Source organism: Pleionea sp. CnH1-48 (assembly GCF_024124665.1).
In the GTDB taxonomy this organism is placed as follows: Bacteria; Pseudomonadota; Gammaproteobacteria; order Enterobacterales; family Kangiellaceae; genus JAMXSB01.
In genome coordinates, this window is sequence record NZ_JAMXSB010000010.1 from 170502 (window position 1) to 191792 (window position 21291).

Sequence of the window (21291 nt, forward strand, 5' to 3'; positions counted from 1 at the left end):
GGATAGTTAGGTAATGGGGATTGGATTCAATATGGATAGCTCAAAAGTCGTCTTATGAATTTATTATTGAGTGGAAACTTACTAGCTTCTTAGCTAATGATTTTAAAAAGAGGTGGTGTTTTGAAAGTAAGAGTATTATTTTTCGCATTGGTTGTTAACTTAGCGCATGGAAATGAGCTTTGTACATTGGTAAAAGGAGCTAAAATATTTGCTCAGGATAGTAGGCAAACTTATTTAGGCGACATTTCTAACGGATATCAAAGTAAATCGATTTTCAATGACTTCGGGACTTATGGCAATGAGTTTAGTTCTGAATCTATATGGAATGAATTTTCCAAGTTTGGTAATGAATTTAACCCTTATTCGCCATTTAACGAGTATTTAAGTGCGCCGCCTGTGATCATTAAAAATGGGGAGCTTTTAGGGTTTCTTTCGACAAACGAAAATATGAAAGGGGCCGTTTCTCCTAGTGTACTGAAAGCTTATTGTGAAGAGAAACTATGACTTTAGCACTTGACATTTTATAGGTGAGCTATAGTGCATTAGAGCTGTCTTGATGATCCTAGTAGAGCATCATCAAGATCATGTTGTTACTAAATTATCTAGGTTGTGAGAATGGTTTATAAGATTCTGATCCGATATTTCTTTGTGGTTGTGGGTGCAGTTGCTCTGTCAGTAGGTTCTTTTTTACTAGGAAAGACTTATCAATTTGTCGAATTCTCAGTAAGAACACAAGGTGTTGTCGTAGAGCATATCAAAGCGCATCGTGGCTATGCTGTCACCCCCCTTGTGGAGTTTCACTCTGATAGTGGGGAAAAAATTCGCTTTCAGGCAGGCGCGGCGTCTAGTCCACCGGCCTTTGATATAGGTGAAAAAGTATTAGTAATATACCCGTATCATCAGCCTGATAATGCAAACATTGATAGTTTCCGCACCTTATGGGTGGGACCTCTTGTTCCATTTTTTCTGGGGATTTGTTTTTTTACTGTAGGCATTCTGGCTGTTCGGTTTATGCAATGAATACTGATATCTCTTGAAAGCTAGCTCAAACAAGGTTTGATGTACTTTCAAGAAAATTCAAATGTTAGAAATTCAGCAGTTTAACTTGATATCCAGATAATCTAACAGTACTTTGTTCACTGCGGGAAATCAGTTGGAATTAGCTATGAGGTGACAATGAAGAAGGTTGAGTTGAACTTGCTGGATAATGCTGTGGATAGCCTGAATGAAGCATTGTCAAAGTATCAGCAGGGAAATGATGGAGACTTGAAAGCATTCAAATTTTCTGTGTTACATTTTTCTCATTTTTTTGAACTTATATTAAAGTATTACGTTTCATTATCTCATGAATTATTGATATACAAAAACCCGTTTTCCAAAAAAATATCAAAAGAAAACACGATTGGTATTTGGGATGCTGTACAGTTTTTGAAAAATGAGGGGCATGAATTTGATAGAGAGTTCATGGATGATCTGAAATGGTTTAAGGAGCTTAGGAATAATATTGAACACCATGAGTTTTCTCTTGATGTCGATTTGGCTAAGAAAGTGTTAGGACGATTAATGCAAACATTTAATGAGTTTGACTCGATCCTCGGGGAGGTTGATCTAAAGAGTAAAGTCACATCTGAGCTAATGGAACAATTTGATATTTTAGCTGACGAGTACAAGGCGAATGTTAGACGTGCTGTTGAACAAGCGAAAGAAGCTGGAGGCTTAGAAGAAGACTATTATTGCTCAGGGTGTGACCAAGCCGGTACATTATCCCTTAAGAATGGTATGTACATATGTCATTTTTGTGGGGAGGAATCAGTAGAAGTAGATTGTTGTGTATGTGGTGTGAGCTTCCCCAAAGATGAGTTGATGGTTTGGAATGATGATTCCGAACAGTATGTTGACTATATCTGTCAGGGATGTGAGAGTAGAATTCAAAATATGTAGCAGTATTCAGAAGGCAGTAATTCTGTATAGGGAAGTGACGACTAATTCAATTATATGGCATTTTTTGAGCCTTGGTATAGTGGAGTGTACGATACTTAGTTTTTTTATGGAGGCACTATATATTGTGTCAATGTCGACATATATTGCAATATATGTTACAATGGAACCCTACTGGTTGGGGAGAAAGCCCCAACCAGTAGGGTTCCAACAGATTTCAAACACCTGTTTAAAAAGTTCGAAAGCACTAATTTAAGTCCAGCTACAAAACAATTGATTAAGTTTTTCATTTCTGTTCTCCTAAGAAGTTTGGTAAGGGATTTAATTTTCGATTATATTTTACCACATTTTCTCATGTAAGTCATTGAATAATAAAGATTAAGGGGTGGTTTAAACCCCTTAAGGGAGCTGTGTTGGCGCATGCTTTTCGCTTAAAAAATTGTGCCAATAATCAAACACTTTTCCTTGTTATCAGTTCGTTATCAATTTAACGATTCTGCGAACTTACAAATAACAGGATTCGATTTTTCCGATTGTTTTAGTGGTTAAGATTGGGAATGCTATGTGCTTGTACCAGTAGTTATTTAGGGGCAGTATTAGGGGCAACTTAGGGGTACACTGAGGCATAAGGGGAAATAAGCTGAAATGGCTAACATATTGAATTTATTAGAATTAGGACACCTCCATGTGCCCTAATATGTCCTCATAGTCAATTCACGCAAGGTTCGAATCCTTCCATGCGCGCCATATTCTAAAAACCGGATATTCTTATCCGGTTTTTTTATGCCCAGGGTTTGGGTAAGTGGTTGATTGTTAAATTGAAATTAGGATGCATAGGCTTCTTTTATAGTATTTAAAGCCCTCTTTATTGCGCTTATTAAGTTTGATTCTATCTTGTACAGGTTAAAAGCGCTGAAAACCAAAGATGAATGCTGAATTACTAATGAGGGCTATTTTCTTGCCTGATGCTGGTATGAGGATTGTACAGTCAGAGATTGCATTATTGATTTCAAGCCGACAGTCATTCAATGGAAGGACATAAGTCGATTGTAATGGTAAAAATAGACTAAGTGGCGGTGCGCAACATGAGACGAAGCAAAAGACTCGAAAGAAGAAAGCTCTAGAGAAAAGTTGATCGATTCAGAGACGTTAAGCAGGATCGACTAGAAAACGTAATTCTCATCATTTCTCTTGTACCTCTGTCAACGAAGTTTTTTATTGATTTTCTTTATGATTTGTTTCTAGGGGATTTATTGATTGCAGTTATTGGAGTGATCGTTGTATTCAATGCGATTAAGAAACTTATCGAGATTAGAAAAATACTAAAGTCTATAGAGACAGGAGAATTTACGGAGAAAAAGGGGGCGGAAGGTGTTGCTGATTCGCGGGCTATGGATGTAGCCGATATTTGGGAGTAGCGTTTTGAGTGTTCTGGCAGCGTTCAAAAATTATTTTCTTAGGTTCTCTATTAAAAGTGGGAATGCGACCATAAATTGACTAGAGTTTAAAGCCGCTAAAAATATTTTTTACTCATAACAGTTACAAAGAGTTTTGCACAGAAACTGATGAGTCATAGCCCATGGTAGTAATCTACGGACACTCCGTTCATTAGAGGCTAATAAAGGCTTCAATAAGTAATCTACTAAGAATAAAATGGCTTCAGTTATTTAGTTGAATCGCCAAAAGTTTAATCCTGATATGTAGGCTATTGAGAAGTTGGGAAGAGAGTTTTCTACTGGCGATGAAATACCTTTCGCATAGGCGAAATAAAGATTTTTCTGAACTGGTTTAGTTGTAAAGCAGTTTGGCTGAACTGATACCCTGCAAACAACGTCGATAGAGTTTTTTGGCTCGTTGTCGAATGAGTTCGACAGGACCAATGACTCTACAGTAACGACTTTCCAAGGAATGAAGTTGTGTTAACCAATGATTGGTCTGTAGGTTGAGTCGTTCAAGCACAGCTTGAGTATCTTTCGGTATGGAAGCTTTATTGGGATGAACTAAGGCCTTGCCTGCCCATTCGACCAGATTGATGTAGTCCCTGTTCGATATGTTCTGAGTTATGTGTTTTACAGAGCCTGAAACAGGAAGTAAAGTTTCTTCGAGCGATTTGTCACTGGTTATGTCATTAAGTCGCTGTTTGATGGAAGTATGATGGGATTCCTCTAGCTTCTGAGTGATTTTTGCTCTGACCGGGTTGAGGTCCACATAGGCCATGCAGGAGAATACCGCTCCTTCGTCCAATAGGGCTTGAGAGGTATAACGAGACTGCCAGAACTTGCCATTGCAGTCATCTTCTTGATTACTGAGCTTAGCTAAGGGTTCATTCAATCGACTCATAAACCAGGAGAGGGAGCCGAGTCGTTGTCGATAGAGAGCGAGTGTTTTGGGTGAGTTCAAGATGGCCTGTTTTCGAAGAGTTCTTCTGAGGTCAGTTTTACTGGGATAAATAGCAAGCCAACGTTCAGCGACCTCATCATCGGTCAGTTGTAAAGGAGCTAATGGGGCGAGATACAACACAATATGATAATGATTACTCATGACGGCATAAGCATAGATATCCACAGAGAAGAGGGTGCTTAATTCGTTGATTCTCCTTTCAATCCAGTCTTTTCGATGGGAGTAGTCTTGTCCTGATTCTTCATTTATTCCACAGAGAAAGGCTCTGCGAACACAACGGGTGGTGCAATGATAAAATCCGGGTGAGTGGGTATCTACCAGTTCCTTTCTGGCGACGGTCATCCATGAGTTCCTTTGTTCTTATAAAGTCAGTGACATAGTGTCGAACCAAACTCCTTGAAGCTAGAGGAGAATATCGACTCATGTTGTAAGAGGAATCTTAATCTGGCTTGAGTTAAGTGCTATAGTTGGAGTGTCTGATAATTTTTTTACTTCTCCCAAACTAACTCATCCCTATTAAAGGAAAACCCCTGTTTCTCTAATGTGCCAACTAAGTGCTTATTGCCTTGAAATAAGTTTTCTTGAAGTGTTATCGAATCTATTCCTGCTTGATTACACATATCGCGGAAGTGAATTAAACTAAACTTTAGGCTTGGTTTAGCTGGTGGCTTTTTAAATACAAGAGAATTCAGGTGTTCCAAAGGGTCTAATTCTCGTAAATAGAGTGAAAAATTATTCTGCGTAGTGCTTCTTAAAATTCCATAAGCCTTATACCCATTTCTATAAGCATGAAAAAAAACACTTTTTTGATTAATGTCTCTTACAATTATTTTTAATAAATACAGCTGTCTTATGATATTTTCCTCAGCTTCTTTGATGAAGTATTTGATTTCAGAGACAGGGTATTCGTCACATATTAATATTTCATCAGAGTCACTTGGATATAAAATGCCAGAACTGAAAAATGCACCGTACAGCGAATATAATTCGTAATCACTTAAGGACTTGTACTTTTTCTTGGTTGCTTTGTAAAGAGTAAAGTTAACGCAGTTTTTACCTAGAAAGCTGTATATCTGAGAGGAAATTTTATCGCCATGTATGCTAATTGCAGAGTTGATTTGGCGAAGAATTTGATTACGTTCGTATTTAGTATAAAGCTTAGACATAGAATACCTCATATCGTTAGTTCATCTCGACCTTTCCTCTGCTCTAGATCGACGATATTCGGTTATCAATTTTGAAGTTAGATATTTATCAAGTATTTATAGTGCATTAGTCCACAAGGACTTTTGCCGTAGCAGAGGGCACCAGGCGTACACATCACCTCGTGGCCATGCTAAATCAATGCTCAATTAAAGTCAACGGTATAGTGTTGAGCCTAGCTCTTTTGAAGCTAGAGGAGAATATCGGGAGTTGGTGTGAGGGAGAGTTTAATGTGGCTTGAAAAAACCGTTATAGTTTGGATGTATTATGCCTTTGGTTTTCTTTTCCTTAAGCAGGTAGTAAAGTGGGGCTGTACATTAATGCATTTTATCTATGTGATTACTTAGGAAAAATAAAATGAATCAAGAAGATGCAATGAATTTATTACATCAGTTTCTACTAAATCCTGATCATGGCCATGGTGCACAATACGGATACGAGCTATATCTTCCCACTTTGTTGAGAAACCACTTGGAAGCAAATGGTGTGCAACAAGGACCAGATGTTGAACACCGAATAAGCCAATGTATTCCTGCTCTATATAGTGCTGCGTGGGAGTTTTGCCGTAGAGGAATAATAAGACCAGGAGTCAAAGAATTTAGGGGGCAGGCTACGGATGATGGAAATGCTGGTAATGGTTACTCTATTACTCCATTTGGAAGACAATGGCTAGCGGATGAGCAGCAAGATATATTCGTTCCGACAGAGCCTGAGCGATTTGGGCAACTATTAGCACGATTTAGAGAGAGTTTTGGTGAGGGATTTCATCAAAGAGCACAGCAAGCTGTTAGATGTTACGGAGCTCATGCCTATTTAGCGTCTTGTGCTATGTGCGGAGCTGCGGCAGAAAGCATTATGCTCAAAGTTGCTATAGAAAAAACTAATGCTGAGAATAAAGTATTGAAGATATATAGTAGAGCAAGAGGTCGAACAAATATCCAAAATATAATTATTGGAAAATTGAACAAGCCTATACAAGAACAATTTAAAGCTTTTACTGGATTACTTAATTATTGGCGAGATGAGACTGCACATGGTAAAGCATCAGAAATTGATGCAGATGAAGCTTTCACATCTTTGGCACTTCTCTTAAGATTTTCTCTCTTCGTGGAAGATGAGTGGGAAGATTTAACTAGAAATGAAGAGTAAGGATATCAGCAGACACTCCGTTTGCTAGTAGTTATACAGGGCTTCTTATTGTCAGATCCCTAATAAAAAGTAGGTTATAGTTCTTTCAAGAGACTGTTTATTGTTGGTAGGACTCTATTAACTCGGGAAGAGTGTTTTCTTTGGATGATAAGAACTTATTTAGCTGTAAAGCAACTTAGCCGAGCTGTTTTTTTCTGGCTGCGTCGATAAAGTTTTTGGGCTCTTTTTCGAGTCTGCTCGAACGGAGCCGTCGCTTGACAGTAAAGGTTTTCCTATGGAGAGTTGGTCGGTGAAACTGATATTCCAAATTCTCAAGAAGGATATGCTTCGTGGAAAAAAGAGTATGATACTGGTAATGCTAGAGTTTTTTCTATATCTATCGGGCAGTCTATAGAATATATGGAGCGTACGCTAAATAGTTAGGCGTACTGTCATTACATTTTGAGGAAGGGAAACAATGAGCATCAAGTAAGCTAGGTATGTTAATATTGGTTAAAATCAAAGGAGAACTTATTGAAAATTAAACTTGTAGCATTTCAACTGGATTTATTTTACGCATGGAAGAAGTATTTTGAAGGTGTTAACAATATTGAAGTCATTGATGGCGATATCTTAGAGTAAGAAGCCGATGCCATCGTCAGTCCTGCAAACAGTTTTGGCTATATGGACGGTGGGTTAGATCTTAAATACAGTCAGCATTTTGGTTGGGAGCTTGAGTCCAAAGTAAGATATAGACTAGAAAAAGAATACTATGGTGAAATACCCGTCGGTAACGCAATCATTATTGAAACTGACAACTCTCAAATTCCATTCCTTATTAGCGCTCCTACAATGCGAGTGCCTTCTGATGTAAGCAATACCGTAAACGCCTATCTGGCCTTTAAAGCCATTCTTCAATCGGTTAAGCAACATAACCAAATGAGCGGTAGAAAAATTCAAAGCATTTTATGTCCTGGCCTCGGTACTGGAGAAGGAAAAATGCCAGCGGAACTGTGTGCTAAACAAATGTATTTGGCCTATCAAACCGTTATTGGTGGAAATATCCTTAAAACAGGTGGGTTGGCAGGTGCTGTAAACCATCATTTAGAATTGTTAGGGGAAGTTAAAGGCGCATGAAAAATAGGGGTACTGGTGAGGTTTCGGACTCAGTTTTAACCTCTGTTGATCTCCTAAGGAGAGTCATTCAATTAAATCATGAAATTAGATAATTAAGCTGAAACTTAACTTCTATTCCCGTTACTAAGGCAGCGGCTGTATAAGGCCAGTGTCTATTAATCAATTTAGAAGTGTGAATATGAAATCAATGATTCAATTTTGTTTGTCCTATCTAAACCAATCTACCTATTGGAACAAAGCTGCTTTGTTTTTGGGTGTATGTTTTTCGACCAGTGTTTTGGCCGATCCTCAAGAGATCAATATTGATGAAATCAATACCGAAGAAGGATTGATAGAGTTAGCAACTAAGCTAGCACCTCAGTATCGTTTCCATCCTTATGAATACACATTCCCCATCTCTATGGAAGAGTTGCTAGAACACAGTGAAATCGTGTGGGATTTTGATAATTCTGTTAGTACCAATCCTACTCTGGAGCATCTAACCGGTGAGAAAGGAAAGAGTCTAAATAAAAGAAGTGACAAAGATTTCATGCGTTTTAAGCCAAGTGTTTTCGAGCATCGGCCCTTTGAAGCTGGACGTATAAAAAACACGCCTATTTATTTGACTACCAGAGAATCTGCTACACGACTTTACCTGGTTTACTCTATGTTAATGCCATTTAGTGATTGCCAGATTTTCCGTGCTAGAATTTTTAAGAAGTTTGAGGTTAATCATAATGCACGACGTCGCAACTTTGAATGGTGTAATGCAGCCAGACATTATGGAGACTGGGAAAACGCGGTAGTGGTTATCGACAAAACTTATCCTGCGAAAATTCTTGGCTTGGTCACATCGGCACATGGTCATGAAACCTTTACACCCTATGAGAAGCTAAACTGGTACCACGGTGATGGTGGCCATCATCCACGCATTCACGTGGCTTTAAATTCTCACGCTTTATACCCGATGGCCCCAGAGGGAACTCCTCAGGTACCTTTCCACTACACTTCTAAAGCGTCTGTTTTTAAACAGGTTGTCGATCTTTACAACAGTAACTCTGCTAGCCAACCTGTCTGGAAAATTGACTGGATGCAGACTATAGATTTGGTCACGGACAACGGTCAGTTAGTGAAATTCAGAGAGCCGCTGTACAAAAAAAATGGTGAGCCTGCGGTGATCTTGTGGAATTCCTGGAGAGAAAGCAAAAACAATCGTATTGAGTTGCTCGAAGATCGTAATCTCGAGAATTGGGAAGGTCGTTGGGGTCAAACCCGTCGTGTAGAAACCAATATGGGAAATCCCAGCGGTGATATTCCACATGTTGATGATGGTGCACTAAAAAGAACGGCTGATGATTTAAGAGGCCTCGTTAATTTTTATAATAGTGGCAATATTTATAAGGATGTTGAACTGCCTCGATACACATCGCCAAATTCACCTTGGGATTCTGGTTGGGCGAAGAAGAATGACTTCGGAAACGATTTTGCATTGGCTGAAGATAAGTATTACGCCGATAATGATGCACGAATTAAAACATTAACCATCGAAGTTGAAGATAGCAGTGATTTAATACTAAATGTTAAAAAACTCAAAGCCATTGGACAAAACAACTTGCACAAGTGGTCTGTGGCAATTCACCCTGACAGTTCGCGTTATCAAGGAAAGCATATTCGCCTTCAGCTAAACTCAAAGCTTTGGAACGACAACACTAATAAGTCTTTTGGTGGATTAATTGAAGGTCCTAAAGTAGGACTCAAGCTAGATGCACCTAAAACTAATACCGCGATAACGAAAGGCCGATTAGCGTTTAGACGTACTAATGGCGTTAACACTCTCGTTTATGTTAGAGATGAGGCTGATCTTAAAGGTGAGCACGACATCGTTTATCTTCCTATCATCAAACGTGATGGAACTGAGGTGACATATCGATTGGTTTACATCTTCAAGTCCTAATTATCCTTGATTATAAGAGGAGAGTTTCTTATTTTCCTTGTAAACCTCAAGCTCCCAGTCTTGCAAAAGGCTGGGAGCTTTCTTTTGTATCGCTCATTCTGCGACTTTCGAATCTGTAGATAATTTCTCCTATTTCCATACATAAATTGAGTCTTTAATCTGTCGCTCATATCAATTAAAAATAATGTCTTAATAGTTTTCCCTTCCTGAAATAGCCGTTGTGACTCCATCGAGAGCAACAGAGAGTGAAGATTAGAGCTCAAGTAAGCCTCATTTTAAAGCTTAATAATATCAATAGCTTAGGTTTGTCTTAACCTCGATTGGCGAAATAGTGCAAAAGATTGTCTGAATGGTGATAGTGGGCGCTCGTAACTTTTCTATAGACTTCATTGCTGTTGACAAAAGATGGGATTAGTCACTTCCATCGTCCTATAAATCTAAATTATTGATGTTCTTTTTTTGTTGTTGGCTAACGAATTTATCGTGATTAAGTTCGGATACTAAAGAATTAGGAAAGTGTATGTTAAAAAAAATAAAACAACTCTGTTTAATATCATTTATTTGTTTTAGCCCGGTGTTCCCCCTTGGATTATCCAGTGCCTGGGCTTTTTCAGATTGTCCCGAACCTTTGGCATTCTCTCCCGGTGAGCAAACAACAAAACAAAAGGCTCAATTAAAAAGTGGCAAAATCCAAGCCTTTTCCAACTGCAACAGTACACCGACAGAACCGACTAACATTTCTTATCCTGCTACCAGTAATAGTGGCAGCTTCACAGTTTTTTGGGATCCAAGTACCAGTTCGGTCAGTGAGTATCGACTAGAAGAACAAAAAAACAGCGGCGCCTGGGTTCAGGTTTATGTTGGCTCCACCTCTGTTAAAAACTTAACTGGTCGTAGTGACGGCAGTTATCGCTATCGAGTTAAAGCGTGTAACGGAGCCATTTGTAGTGGCTTTAATACGGGCACAACAACACTCACTGTAGGTAATACGCCAACTATTCCTGCCAGCCCAGCAAGTATCAACGCAACGTCAACCAGCTACACAGTTTCTTGAACAAAACCTTCTGGAACAGTAACCCACTACGACCTACAGGAGCGAGTGTCCAATGGTAGTTGGAATACCGTTGCCACTGGCACGACAGCCCTAAGCAAAAGCTTTAGTGGTAAAAGCAATAACACGAGTTATCAATATCGAGTAAGAGCCTGTAATCAATATTCCTGGGCATGTACCGATTACAGTGTACCTAATAGCGTAAAAGTAGAGTTAAAGCCAAGTGTGCCTGCGAAGCCCGCAAATATTAATTCCACCGCAAACAATTATACTGTGTCATGGACCAAACCAGCCGGGACCGTCACTTTTTATGATCTACAACAAAGAATCAATGGTGGAAACTGGTCAACGGTTGTGGTTAATACAACAGCGTTGTCAAAATCTTTTAGCAATAGACTTGATAACACGCTTTATGAATATCGAGTCAGGGCTTGTAACAGTTATACCTGGTCTTGTTCTGAATACAGTTCATCGAATACCGTTCGAGTAGAGTTTGTACCTTCGGTACCTGCAAAGCCTGGCGATATCAACTCTACTTCAACCAGCTATACCGTTAGTTGGACCAAGCCTTCTGGAACTGTTAACTACTATACATTACAAGAAAGAGTGGTTGGAGGCAGCTGGTCAACGATTGAAAGTAGTACGACATCTACTTCGAAAACTCTATCTGGTAAGGTTAATGGTACTGATTATGAATACCGTGTTTTAGCCTGTAATAGCTATTCTTGGTCTTGTTCTGCTTATAGTTCATCCAACCTTGTTAGAGTTCGATTAAAACCTTCGGTTCCGGCGGCTCCTGCTCGCCCATCAACAAGTACGGGCAGTGCCGTCATAAGTTGGAGCAAACCGGCTGGGTTGGTGTCTTACTATGATCTACAGAAACGCCTAAACAATACTGGCAGTTGGTTAACGGGTTCTAATGGCGTAACGACTACTTCGAGTACTTTGTCTGGTCTCACTGATGGTGTTTGGGATTTCAGAGTTCGAGCCTGTAACGATTTTTCCTGGGCATGCTCCAACTATAGTACTGAGTCGGCTGATAGCACAGTGCGGGTAAAGCCTTCTACGCCATCAGCGCCAATGGCTCCTTCTACTTCAACAGGAAATGCCATAGTAACCTGGAGTAGTGCAACGAATGCCACTTACTATGATCTTCAAAAACGAAATAACTCCGGCAGTTGGGTAACCGCAAAGTCAGGTGATACCGGGATCAGTGAAACCCTATCAGGACTAACCGATGGTAGTTGGGATTTTAGAATCAGAGCCTGTAATGGACACAGTTGGGCGTGCTCGGAGTACAGTAGTGCGTCGGCAAAAACGACGGTACGGCTTAGACCTTCTACGCCATCGAAACCGAATGATGTTAATTCTATTTCTACCAGTTACACAGTTTCATGGAGCAAGCCATCTGGTACTGTTACCTATTACGATTTGCAGGAGCGAGTAGCAGGCGGTAGTTGGTCAACCGTTGCAGGTCCAACAGCAGCCATTTCTCATTCGTTCTCTGGCAAAGTCAATGGGACTAACTATGAATATCAGGTTCGCGCTTGTAATGGGTTTTCGTGGTCATGCAGTTCCTATAGTCCTGCTAACAGCATTAAAGTTCGATTAAAACCTTCGGTTCCTGTTGCCCCTACACGCCCATCAACCAGTACAGGCAGTGCTGTCATCAGTTGGACTAAACCTGCTGGGTTAGTTTCTTATTACGATCTACAAAAACGTTTAAACAACACAGGAAGTTGGTTAACGGGAAGCGGTGGTGTAACAACCACGTCGAATACTTTATCGGGTCTAACCGATGGGGCATGGGATTTTAGAGTTCGTGCCTGTAATGAGTTTTCCTGGGCGTGCTCTGATTACAGTGCCGAGTCAGCTGATAGTACGGTGCGAATAATTCCTGCCACACCATCCGTGCCTATTGTGCCTGCTACTTCAACAGGCAGCGCTACTGTAAGTTGGGGGAGTGTGAGCGGAGCAACTTATTATGATCTTGAAAAACGTAACCGACTAGGCAGTTGGGAAACAGCTAAGTCACAGGCGATCGGAAATTCTCACAGCATATCTGGATTAACCGATGGTAACTGGGATTTTCAGGTAAGAGCTTGTAATGAGTTTTCCTGGGCTTGTTCGAGTTTTAGCGATGCGTCTTCAAAAGTCGTTGTATGGTTGAAACCTTCTACGCCGTCGAAGCCTGATGATATCAACTCAACCTCAAGCAGTTTTACGGTCAGTTGGACTAAGCCTGCTGGTACTGTCACCTATTATGATTTGCAGGAGCGTGTAGCGGGTGGTAACTGGAGCATGGCCGCTACGAATACAATCGGTTTAAGTAAAGTTTTAAGTGGAAAATTAGATAATACACTTTATGAATATCGGGTACGTGCCTGTAACGAACAATTCTGGTCTTGCTCAGAATACAGTGCACCAAATCAGGTGAGAGTTGAACTCAAACCTTCAGTACCAGGAAAGCCAACAGATATTAATTCTACGTCAACGAGCTATACCGTCAGTTGGAGTAAACCTTCGGGTAGTGTTTCTTTTTACAACTTACAAGAAAGAGTTAATAGTGGAAGCTGGGCAACCGTTGAGAGCAATACCACCAGTCTATCAAAAGCCTTCTCGTCAAAAGCTGATGGCAGCGATTATCAATATCGAGTACAGGCGTGTAATTCAAATTCTTGGGCGTGTTCTGACTATAGCTTAGCAAACACCGTTAGAGTTCGTTTAAAACCTTCTGCGCCCAGCGCGCCAACGAGCCCTTCAGAAAGTACGGGCAGTGCTACTATCAGCTGGACTAAACCCGCAGGCGTCGTAACTTATTATGATGTAGAAAAACGCTTAAATAATACTGGGAGCTGGTTGGCTGGAAGCAATGGCGTTGCGGCTCTTTCAAGTACCTTAACCAATTTAACCAATGGTGTTTGGGACTTCCGAGTCAGAGCCTGTAATGAATTTTCATGGGCGTGTTCCGCTTATAGTTCTGAGTCATCAGATACTATTGTTAGATCAATTCCTTCTACTCCAGCAGAACCGATAGTGCCTGCCACTTCTACGGGGAGTGCAGGAGTTGGCTGGATTGCTGTTACCAACGCGACTTATTACGATGTTCAAAAACGTTTGAACTCTGGCAGCTGGGAAACTGCAAAGCTGGGTGAGACAAATAACAGCGTCACTCTATCGGGATTAACAGATGGTCGTTGGGACTTTAGAGTCAAAGCCTGTAATGGAAACAGCTCTGCTTGTTCGAGTTACAGTGCTGCTTCGCTGCAAGTTGTCGTGCGGAGTCTTCCATCAACACCTGTCGCTCCTACCAGTCCTGCGACTAACACAAGTGGCAGTTACACCATCAGTTGGGCGAAGCCTGCTGGAACCGTAACTGTTTATGACTTACAAGAACGAAAAGATAATGGTGCTTGGACTGTTATCGACAGTGACACCACTTCTCTAAACAAAACCGTTTCTGCTAAGAGCAGCGGTAATTATGATTACCGTGTTCGAGCGTGTAACGAATTTGATTGGGCTTGCACCAATTATAGTAGTGTATCTTCCGACACTCAGGTTCGACGCATTCCTGCAACACCATCTATCAATCAACCCGCTGGCAGCGAAATGAGTTCTAATAGTTTTGTTGTCGCCTGGAACAGTATTGCAAAAGCAACCTACTATGAGCTTCAACAAAAAGTTGATAGCGCAAGCTGGACAACTTTAGCTGCGAATGAGACAAGCACCAGCTTTAGCGTTAATGTTGCGGCTAATGGAACTTATGAATATCGAGTCAAAGGGTGTAATGAGTTCAGTTGGTCATGCTCGAGTTACAGTGCTATTAAATCTATTTCAATAGTTTTATCTCCAGATTGGGCATCGAAAACGCCAACTGTTGTTCCTGACGCAACTTTCGTTGAACCCACTGTTCCAGCCAATGAAATTGTTGGTGCTGTTGAAGGCAGCGGCGGTGTTTCTGGTGGCTCAGCGTCTTACTCTATTCCAATTGCTATAGCACCAGGCCGAGCGGGCATGCAGCCCAATGTTGCTTTGAGTTATTCGTCTCGTGGTGGAAACGGTATTGTTGGTGTAGGTTGGTCTTTGAGTGCTGGTGGTGCTATCAGCCGTTGTTCTGCAACGGAAGCGCAAGATGGTTATACGGCTGCTCCTCAATACGATGCCACACGTGACCGTCTGTGTTTGAACGGTCAACGATTAATGAATGTAAGCGGAGCTTATGGTGCAAGTGGTACTGTTTATCGTACAGAAATCGATAGCTTTGCTCGAGTGACTCAATCTGGAAACATCAATTCGGCTAGCAGTTCATTTGTTGTGGAATACAAAAATGGCCGCAAAGCTTATTTTGGTACTACCAGTGATTCTCGTCACAGTGCAGATGGCGTCACCGAAGTAATGACCTGGGCAATTGCTAAAGAAGAAGATCCTGCGAGCAACAACATTACTTATCACTACGCTCATCGAGGAGAAGGGGAGTACACCTTAAACAACATTAAGTACACAGGATTTAATGGCAGTAGCGGTGATCGTTCAGTGGTCTTTGATTATGAAGACCGAAACAATGACTACCGAACTTTTTACACTGCAGGTGGTAAAACTCGTAGCACATTACGTCTTAAAAATATTCAAACCTATTATGGCGTGGAGTTAATTCGTCAGTACAACTTGAGCTACGGTGCGAAAAGCTTATCCAGTGGCCGTACTTTGTTACGCAGTGTAGAAGAGTGTGGTTATCTTGAAAGTGTTGCTCACTGCTTACCAAGCACTACCTTTGAGTGGCAGGAAGCGGCGCCTAAATATGTACTTGAAAAAGTGGAGTTCAACGACGGCGGAACTACTCATGCTGCTCATAACGCAGAGCTTATTGCCGATATTATTCCAAAAGCAGACATTAATGGTGACGGCACTAAAGACTGGCCAGCCAAAGACAGCAATTTCGACGGCGTACTTGATCAACAAGGATTTATGGTGAATGCCGAGTTGGGATTAAAAGCCAGACACTTAGAAGAATTCGGTGGTTGCTTCCATAAGTCATTGTTGAGTTTTAATCGCACTTGTATGGCTGCGGACTTTAATCAGGACGGAAAAACCGATGTCTTTAAGATCGATGATGGAAACTTATTGCTGCGCTATACCGGAACCACTCAATGGATAGACACGGGTATTGATCTGCCCCACGAAACAGAAAAAGTGATGAGCTTTACTGATTACAATGGTGATGGTTGGCCAGATATTGTAACTTTTGAAGCGGATGTTCAATGGGGAAGCCCACGGGTCTATTTATATCTTAATACTTTAAATTCCGCAGCGCCTTATGTGGCCAATAATGGTATTTACTTAACAACTTTACCAATTTTTACACCACCAGGCACTTTCGGTAGCAACGACTTTACTCGCACTATTGAGGAGGTCGGAGACATGGATGGTAATGGTACGCCTGACCTGATGATCTCTGCGACTTTAAGAAACGTGCAAGGGATGCCAAGGCCCTATCAATTGTTGTTGTCACAATCACAGACTAATGGCGGAATTACGTTCGATACCTATGAATTTAGCGGTTTCCATGGCACCAATGGGTTCGCTGTTTATGGTGAGGCCTATTTCTTCCATGACATTAATGGTGATGGGCTTCCTGATTGGATCAATGCATCTGCACCCAAGCTAAGTTATAAACTGAATTTAGGAGGGACGTTTGAATCGTCTTGGACTGATTTAGACATTTCGTTACCGACGCGTGATTATGCTTATGAGCTCACCATAGGTGAACCAAACTATTATTCATTGCCGAATATTGAAAAGACCGCGATGATGGATTACAACGGAGATGGCAAAGCAGAGTTGCTTTATGCTGACTCTGTAGTGGCCTCTGCCTGTTCGCGAGTGACTCATTATGGACACTCTGGATTAACCACTGAGTGGATGTGTGATGAAGAGTTATGGGGCTTGGCAGTTAAGCAGTCAATGACTCAAATTCCAGAGCCTATTGATGGAGCTCGTAAAGACGTTTCCGCGAGAAAATATAAAGCCATTTATTTTGATGAAAATGTTGATGGTAGCATCACAGCAAAAGTAAAAGAAACAGATATCATTGCGGCGCCAGTTGAGAAGTCAGTAATGGATGCTAATGGTGATGGACTGGTGGATATGGTCACTACTTTTACCTGTAAATTGGGTGTGAATAATTGCCAATTTAATAGCGATGCAAGTGATAATGGTGGCTCTCAACAGGATGCAAGTATTCTAGGAAAAACGGTTTACATCAACCGAAACATAGGGGCTTCTGCCGATGCGGAGAGCTATGAAATAACGGATGTTATCAAGACTGTGAGCAATGGATTAGGGTTTAAAAATCAATGGACTTACAAACCCTTAAGCAGCGACGCTTTTAGCACTAATCTTGAAGCTTTCTATAATGCGGATCACGATTACACCAACAGCATTTTGAACGCTAATGATCACAATTACTTCCATTTTGGATCATCGATGACTGTGGTTGCTGAGCATTGGGAGAGTAACGGAATTGGTGAGAGCTTAAATGCCACTCAATATAGGTACCGTGGCGCGGTTTACAACAATCAGGGGCGAGGCTTTCAGGGCTTTAGAACCGTTATCATGGATGGTCCAACTGGTGTTCGAGCGGTAACCGACTTCCACCAGAAGTTCCCGTTAACAGGGGCCGTTCAACGCGTGAAAACCTGTGCGAAAACGCCAGGGGATACCAATTGTTCTAATGGTTTACTCTCGGATCGTAATAATGGTTATTACGTAGTGGAGCCTGTAACAGGATCGACCTATTGGCCGATTGCTGCAAAAACTACCAACCAGATTTATGAACTTAATAGTGGTGGTTGGTTGTCAAAATCCATGAGTTATGTGGGATTAAGTAATCCAGGCAATGACTTATCTAACCTCTCACTTGCTAGTTCGGCTTACGATAGTTACGGGAATATTTTATCGTCGAGGAGTCGGTTAGATACTCGTTATGGTGTGAGAGCCAGTAAAACAGAATATGTCTATGATAGTCATGATATTAGTAACTGGTGGATAGATAAGCTTAAGACAACCAAAGTAACGACCGCTAAACTGAAAGGAGACAGTCGTTCGGTTTATGATGCCTCGTTAGATCGTAACAGGGTAGTGATAACTACTGTTGACTCATATGATACAAATACGCGAAAGCCTTCTGAGGTGACCGTTAAGCCTGGCTTTGGAAAGGGCAGTGTTGTAGAAACCATTTACAATGGTTACGGATTGCCAGTTTCCGCTTCCTCTAAAAATGAAGCGGGTAGCGAAGCTCGTCAGATCACCATGACTTACTCCTCTGATAATTATTTCGTCGAAACGATTACCACAGATATTGGCAAAAAAACTGTGATTACTGATGAGAAGTTTGGCAAGCCCTTAGTAATTACTGATGTGAATATTCTAGATCAGACTTTTGAGTATGATGCGTTCGGTCGATTACAAACCACAACTCGAGAAGGCGTGCCAGATTCCCATGTACGTTATGCTGTTTGTGATAACTGTGATGGTATTGGTAAACCCGATGTGGTTTACAAAGTCACTACCTATGCGGCAGGTTCTCCTCAAAACACCGAATATCGTGACAAACTAAATCGTGCCTTATTGATTTGTACTGAGGTATTTAATGGCTCGGAAGTTTATGCCCATGTAACCTATGACGATTTGGGGCGTAAAACCTTTGAGTCGGTACCCAGCGTTTCCACCTCGACTGTACTAGGAACCCGGTATACTCATGACATACTTGGCCGAACTACTAGCAAAACAACAGACCAAACGGTAGATCAGTCATTGCATACTGAGTATGAATATGGTTATGGAAATAACCCTCACCGTACTCGTATTAAAGTTAATGGTGGTGAGCAATATTTATATCGATTTTATAATGGAGCAGGGCAGTTAGTTCAAACCACCGATGCCCTTGGTGGCATTACACAGTATGCCTACGATGGTGCAGGTAATCCGATTGTATTGCAGGATGCTAATACAAAAGAGATTAAAGCCACTTACAATGACCTAGGGCAAAAGTTATGGGTTGAAGACCCTAATATGGGACGTACAACCTTTACTTATACCGATTTTGGAGAATTAGATACGAAAACCGATGCGTTGGGCAATATGACCGATTTTGATTATGATGGTTTGAGTCGTATTAGGAAAAGAGAGGTCTCTGGACCTAACGAAAACTCTATCAGTCAGTTTGAATATGACAACCCAACATTGGCAAGCGATAAGTGTTTAGGTTTTCCTTCGAAGGAATGGAAAGGGAATGAATTTGTACGCTCCTATCATTACAACAATCGTTGTCAGCTGATATCAACTAAAACAACCATAGATGGAAGTGATAGTTTTGAAGTGAAAACTCAATACGACAGTCACTATGGTAGGCCAAAAGCGATTGAATATCCGTCAGGACTAACAGTCGCCTATGAATACAGCAACGAAGGTTATTTGAAGCGTATTTATAATGCGGCGACGAATTATACTTACCAAGAAGTCACTGCTGTTGATGAGTTAGGAAATTGGACCCATACCAATGTAGCTGCGGCTAACGCAACCTTTACGCGGAGTTTCCATCCTGCTACTGGTCAGATGAAAGATACCGAATGGCTAAATGCTTCGCTCTCATATCAGAAGTTAGCTTACGCCTACAATGAATATGGCGACCTGAAACAGCAGACTGTGATTAATTCTGCAAATGAAGTATCAACAGAGTCTTATGTCTATGATGATTTACATCGTTTGATCTCAACATCCAGAAGTATACCAGGAGCACCGAATACACTAGATTATTTCTTTGCTTACGATGCCGTCGGTAATATTAAAAAGAAAACGGACTTTAGTGCCGATAGTGCCGATGCTTATTCTTACAATGTCGAACCACGAAGTGCTACGAATGGCTGGGCAGGACCTAATGCTGTTCGAACAGTAATGCTGGCTAATGGTGCGGGAGCTCGAACCTATAATTACGATAAAAATGGTAATCTTGTGAGTGATGGTATTCGCGCTATTTCCTACAATGCCTTTAATAAACCCACTCAAATAGAAGTAACAACGGGTACCATTAATACGGCATTGGATACGCAACCAACAAGTAGTAGTAGTGCCTCCATATTCTATGGCTCTGATCAAATGCGTTATAAAAAGGTCAAGTCTTTGAATGACGAGACCACGACTCATATCTATATTGATAAAATCTATGAGCGTGTTGTCAAAACAGTAAGTGGCGCTACGACAACGGAGCATAAAAGTTACGTTGGTGACATTGCGATAGTAGCAGAAATAGTAGATGGCAACGCAGAGACCAGTTTTGAAGCAACTTATTTCCATCGTGACCGCTTGGGGAGTATGACTGCAGAGTTAGATGAACTAGGGAATTTAAGAAAATCTCATAGCTTTGATGCTTTTGGTCGTCCGAGAAGTGAAAACATGAGTGATAAAACGCCGTTGCAACAATTACTTGGTGCCAGCACTAATCGTGGCTTTACAGACCATGAACATTTAGATGAGAGTCAGCTTATTCATATGAATGGACGAGCCTATGATTATAATCTAGGACGCTTCCTGAGCGTGGACCCTGTTATTCAGGAACCTGGTAATAGCCAATCGATGAATCCTTACTCCTACATTATGAATAACCCTCTATCAGGAACAGATCCTAGTGGCTATTCTGCAATGAAAGCACAAAAGGTTTGCTTTAATGCTTCAGACTTTATGTGCAAGTCGGTTGTAAGTGGGGTTCCTATTGTTGTTAAATTTGAAACTGAAGAAAGTAATGGTTCTACTGTAACAGCTACTAAAGAGCCCCCAAGTGAAGTAAGTAAGCCTTCGGAAATTAATAGTCCATCCGAGATTGCTAGTGAGAGCCCTACCGAACCAACAAAAGTTGAAGAAAAACCGAAAGAGAAGCCAAAAACAAAAGAGAAAAAGGAACCACATGGAAAAGTGATGAGAGACAATCCTCGAACGGAGGATGAAGATAAACAAATTGCAGATCTCAATGAAGAAATAAAAGCGTACGAAGAGTTGAGAGATCTTATTGTTAAACAAGAGAAAGCAATGACTCAAACGCTTCGTGATGATATGGATGAGCAAAAGATGGATGTTTTAAGTGATTCAACCTTGAGAGATGTAGAGCTGCCTGATCCTCTAGATGTCCCCTTTTTCATGGAGAGAGCACTAATGTTAACGATGGAATTTACATTTGATGAGCGAGTTAAAGGCATGCTGTATGAAGTTCGCAAGGGAATTGAAGAAAATCATATTCGGCCATTAATCGACAAGCGACTCGAGCTCAACTCTATAATTAGTGATCTGAAAGCTAAAAAGAGAGAGATAGCTGGTAGGTCTTTAGAGCGTTATAAACAAAGACGTAAAGAAAGAGGAAAGAGAATACAGGAAAAGCTTGATAGAATTTTAAAGCGAAAGAATAAGTCGAATTGACTTTAATTTTCTGAGTCAGCAATAGTTGGTGGCAATA

The 21291-nt window shown here is 41.0% G+C and carries 11 protein-coding genes; 9 read left to right on the forward strand and 2 right to left on the reverse strand.

What is annotated here, in order from left to right; genetic code table 11:
- The first annotated feature begins 120 nt into the window (after positions 1-120).
- From NH399_RS16775 to NH399_RS16790, 4 genes are all read left to right on the forward strand, one after another.
- The gene (locus NH399_RS16775) at positions 121-504 is read left to right on the forward strand and encodes a hypothetical protein (protein WP_253042112.1); all 384 of its coding nucleotides are present in this window, start codon (positions 121-123) and stop codon (positions 502-504) included.
- 111 nt (positions 505-615) lie between these two features.
- Entirely contained in the window at positions 616-1020 is a 405-nt protein-coding gene (locus tag NH399_RS16780) for a DUF3592 domain-containing protein (protein WP_253042114.1), read from the forward strand.
- Between the two features lie 156 nt (positions 1021-1176).
- Entirely contained in the window at positions 1177-1941 is a 765-nt protein-coding gene (locus tag NH399_RS16785) for a hypothetical protein (RefSeq protein ID WP_253042116.1), read from the forward strand.
- Positions 1942-3191: 1250 nt separating this feature from the next.
- The gene (locus NH399_RS16790) at positions 3192-3356 is read left to right on the forward strand and encodes a hypothetical protein (protein ID WP_253042118.1); all 165 of its coding nucleotides are present in this window, start codon (positions 3192-3194) and stop codon (positions 3354-3356) included.
- Positions 3357-3726: 370 nt separating this feature from the next.
- On the opposite strand, the gene NH399_RS16795 is transcribed toward NH399_RS16790, so the two are convergent.
- The gene (locus tag NH399_RS16795) at positions 3727-4680 is read right to left on the reverse strand and encodes a transposase (RefSeq protein ID WP_253042119.1); all 954 of its coding nucleotides are present in this window, start codon (positions 4678-4680) and stop codon (positions 3727-3729) included.
- Positions 4681-4826: 146 nt separating this feature from the next.
- The gene (locus tag NH399_RS16800; RefSeq protein ID WP_253042120.1) at positions 4827-5504 is read right to left on the reverse strand and encodes a hypothetical protein; all 678 of its coding nucleotides are present in this window, start codon (positions 5502-5504) and stop codon (positions 4827-4829) included.
- 394 nt (positions 5505-5898) lie between these two features.
- Here NH399_RS16800 and NH399_RS16805 point away from each other — a divergent pair, with 394 nt between their 5' ends.
- The 5 genes from NH399_RS16805 to NH399_RS16825 all read left to right on the forward strand — a co-directional run bounded on the left by NH399_RS16805 (position 5899) and on the right by NH399_RS16825 (position 21254).
- A complete protein-coding gene (locus NH399_RS16805) occupies positions 5899-6690 on the forward strand; it encodes a hypothetical protein (protein ID WP_253042122.1) in 792 nt (263 codons plus the stop codon).
- Positions 6691-7323: 633 nt separating this feature from the next.
- Positions 7324-7806 (forward strand): macro domain-containing protein, encoded by a 483-nt coding sequence (locus NH399_RS16810; RefSeq protein ID WP_371876091.1) that lies wholly within the window; start codon positions 7324-7326, stop codon positions 7804-7806.
- Positions 7807-7984: 178 nt separating this feature from the next.
- Complete coding sequence (locus tag NH399_RS16815) at positions 7985-9739, forward strand: hypothetical protein (protein WP_253042126.1); 1755 nt, start codon at positions 7985-7987, stop codon at positions 9737-9739.
- Positions 9740-10259: 520 nt separating this feature from the next.
- Positions 10260-10793 (forward strand): fibronectin type III domain-containing protein, encoded by a 534-nt coding sequence (locus NH399_RS16820; protein WP_253042128.1) that lies wholly within the window; start codon positions 10260-10262, stop codon positions 10791-10793.
- Positions 10794-10838: 45 nt separating this feature from the next.
- Positions 10839-21254: a fibronectin type III domain-containing protein gene (locus tag NH399_RS16825; RefSeq protein WP_253042130.1), complete on the forward strand. Its 10416-nt coding sequence runs from the start codon at positions 10839-10841 to the stop codon at positions 21252-21254.
- Positions 21255-21291 lie beyond the last annotated feature (37 nt).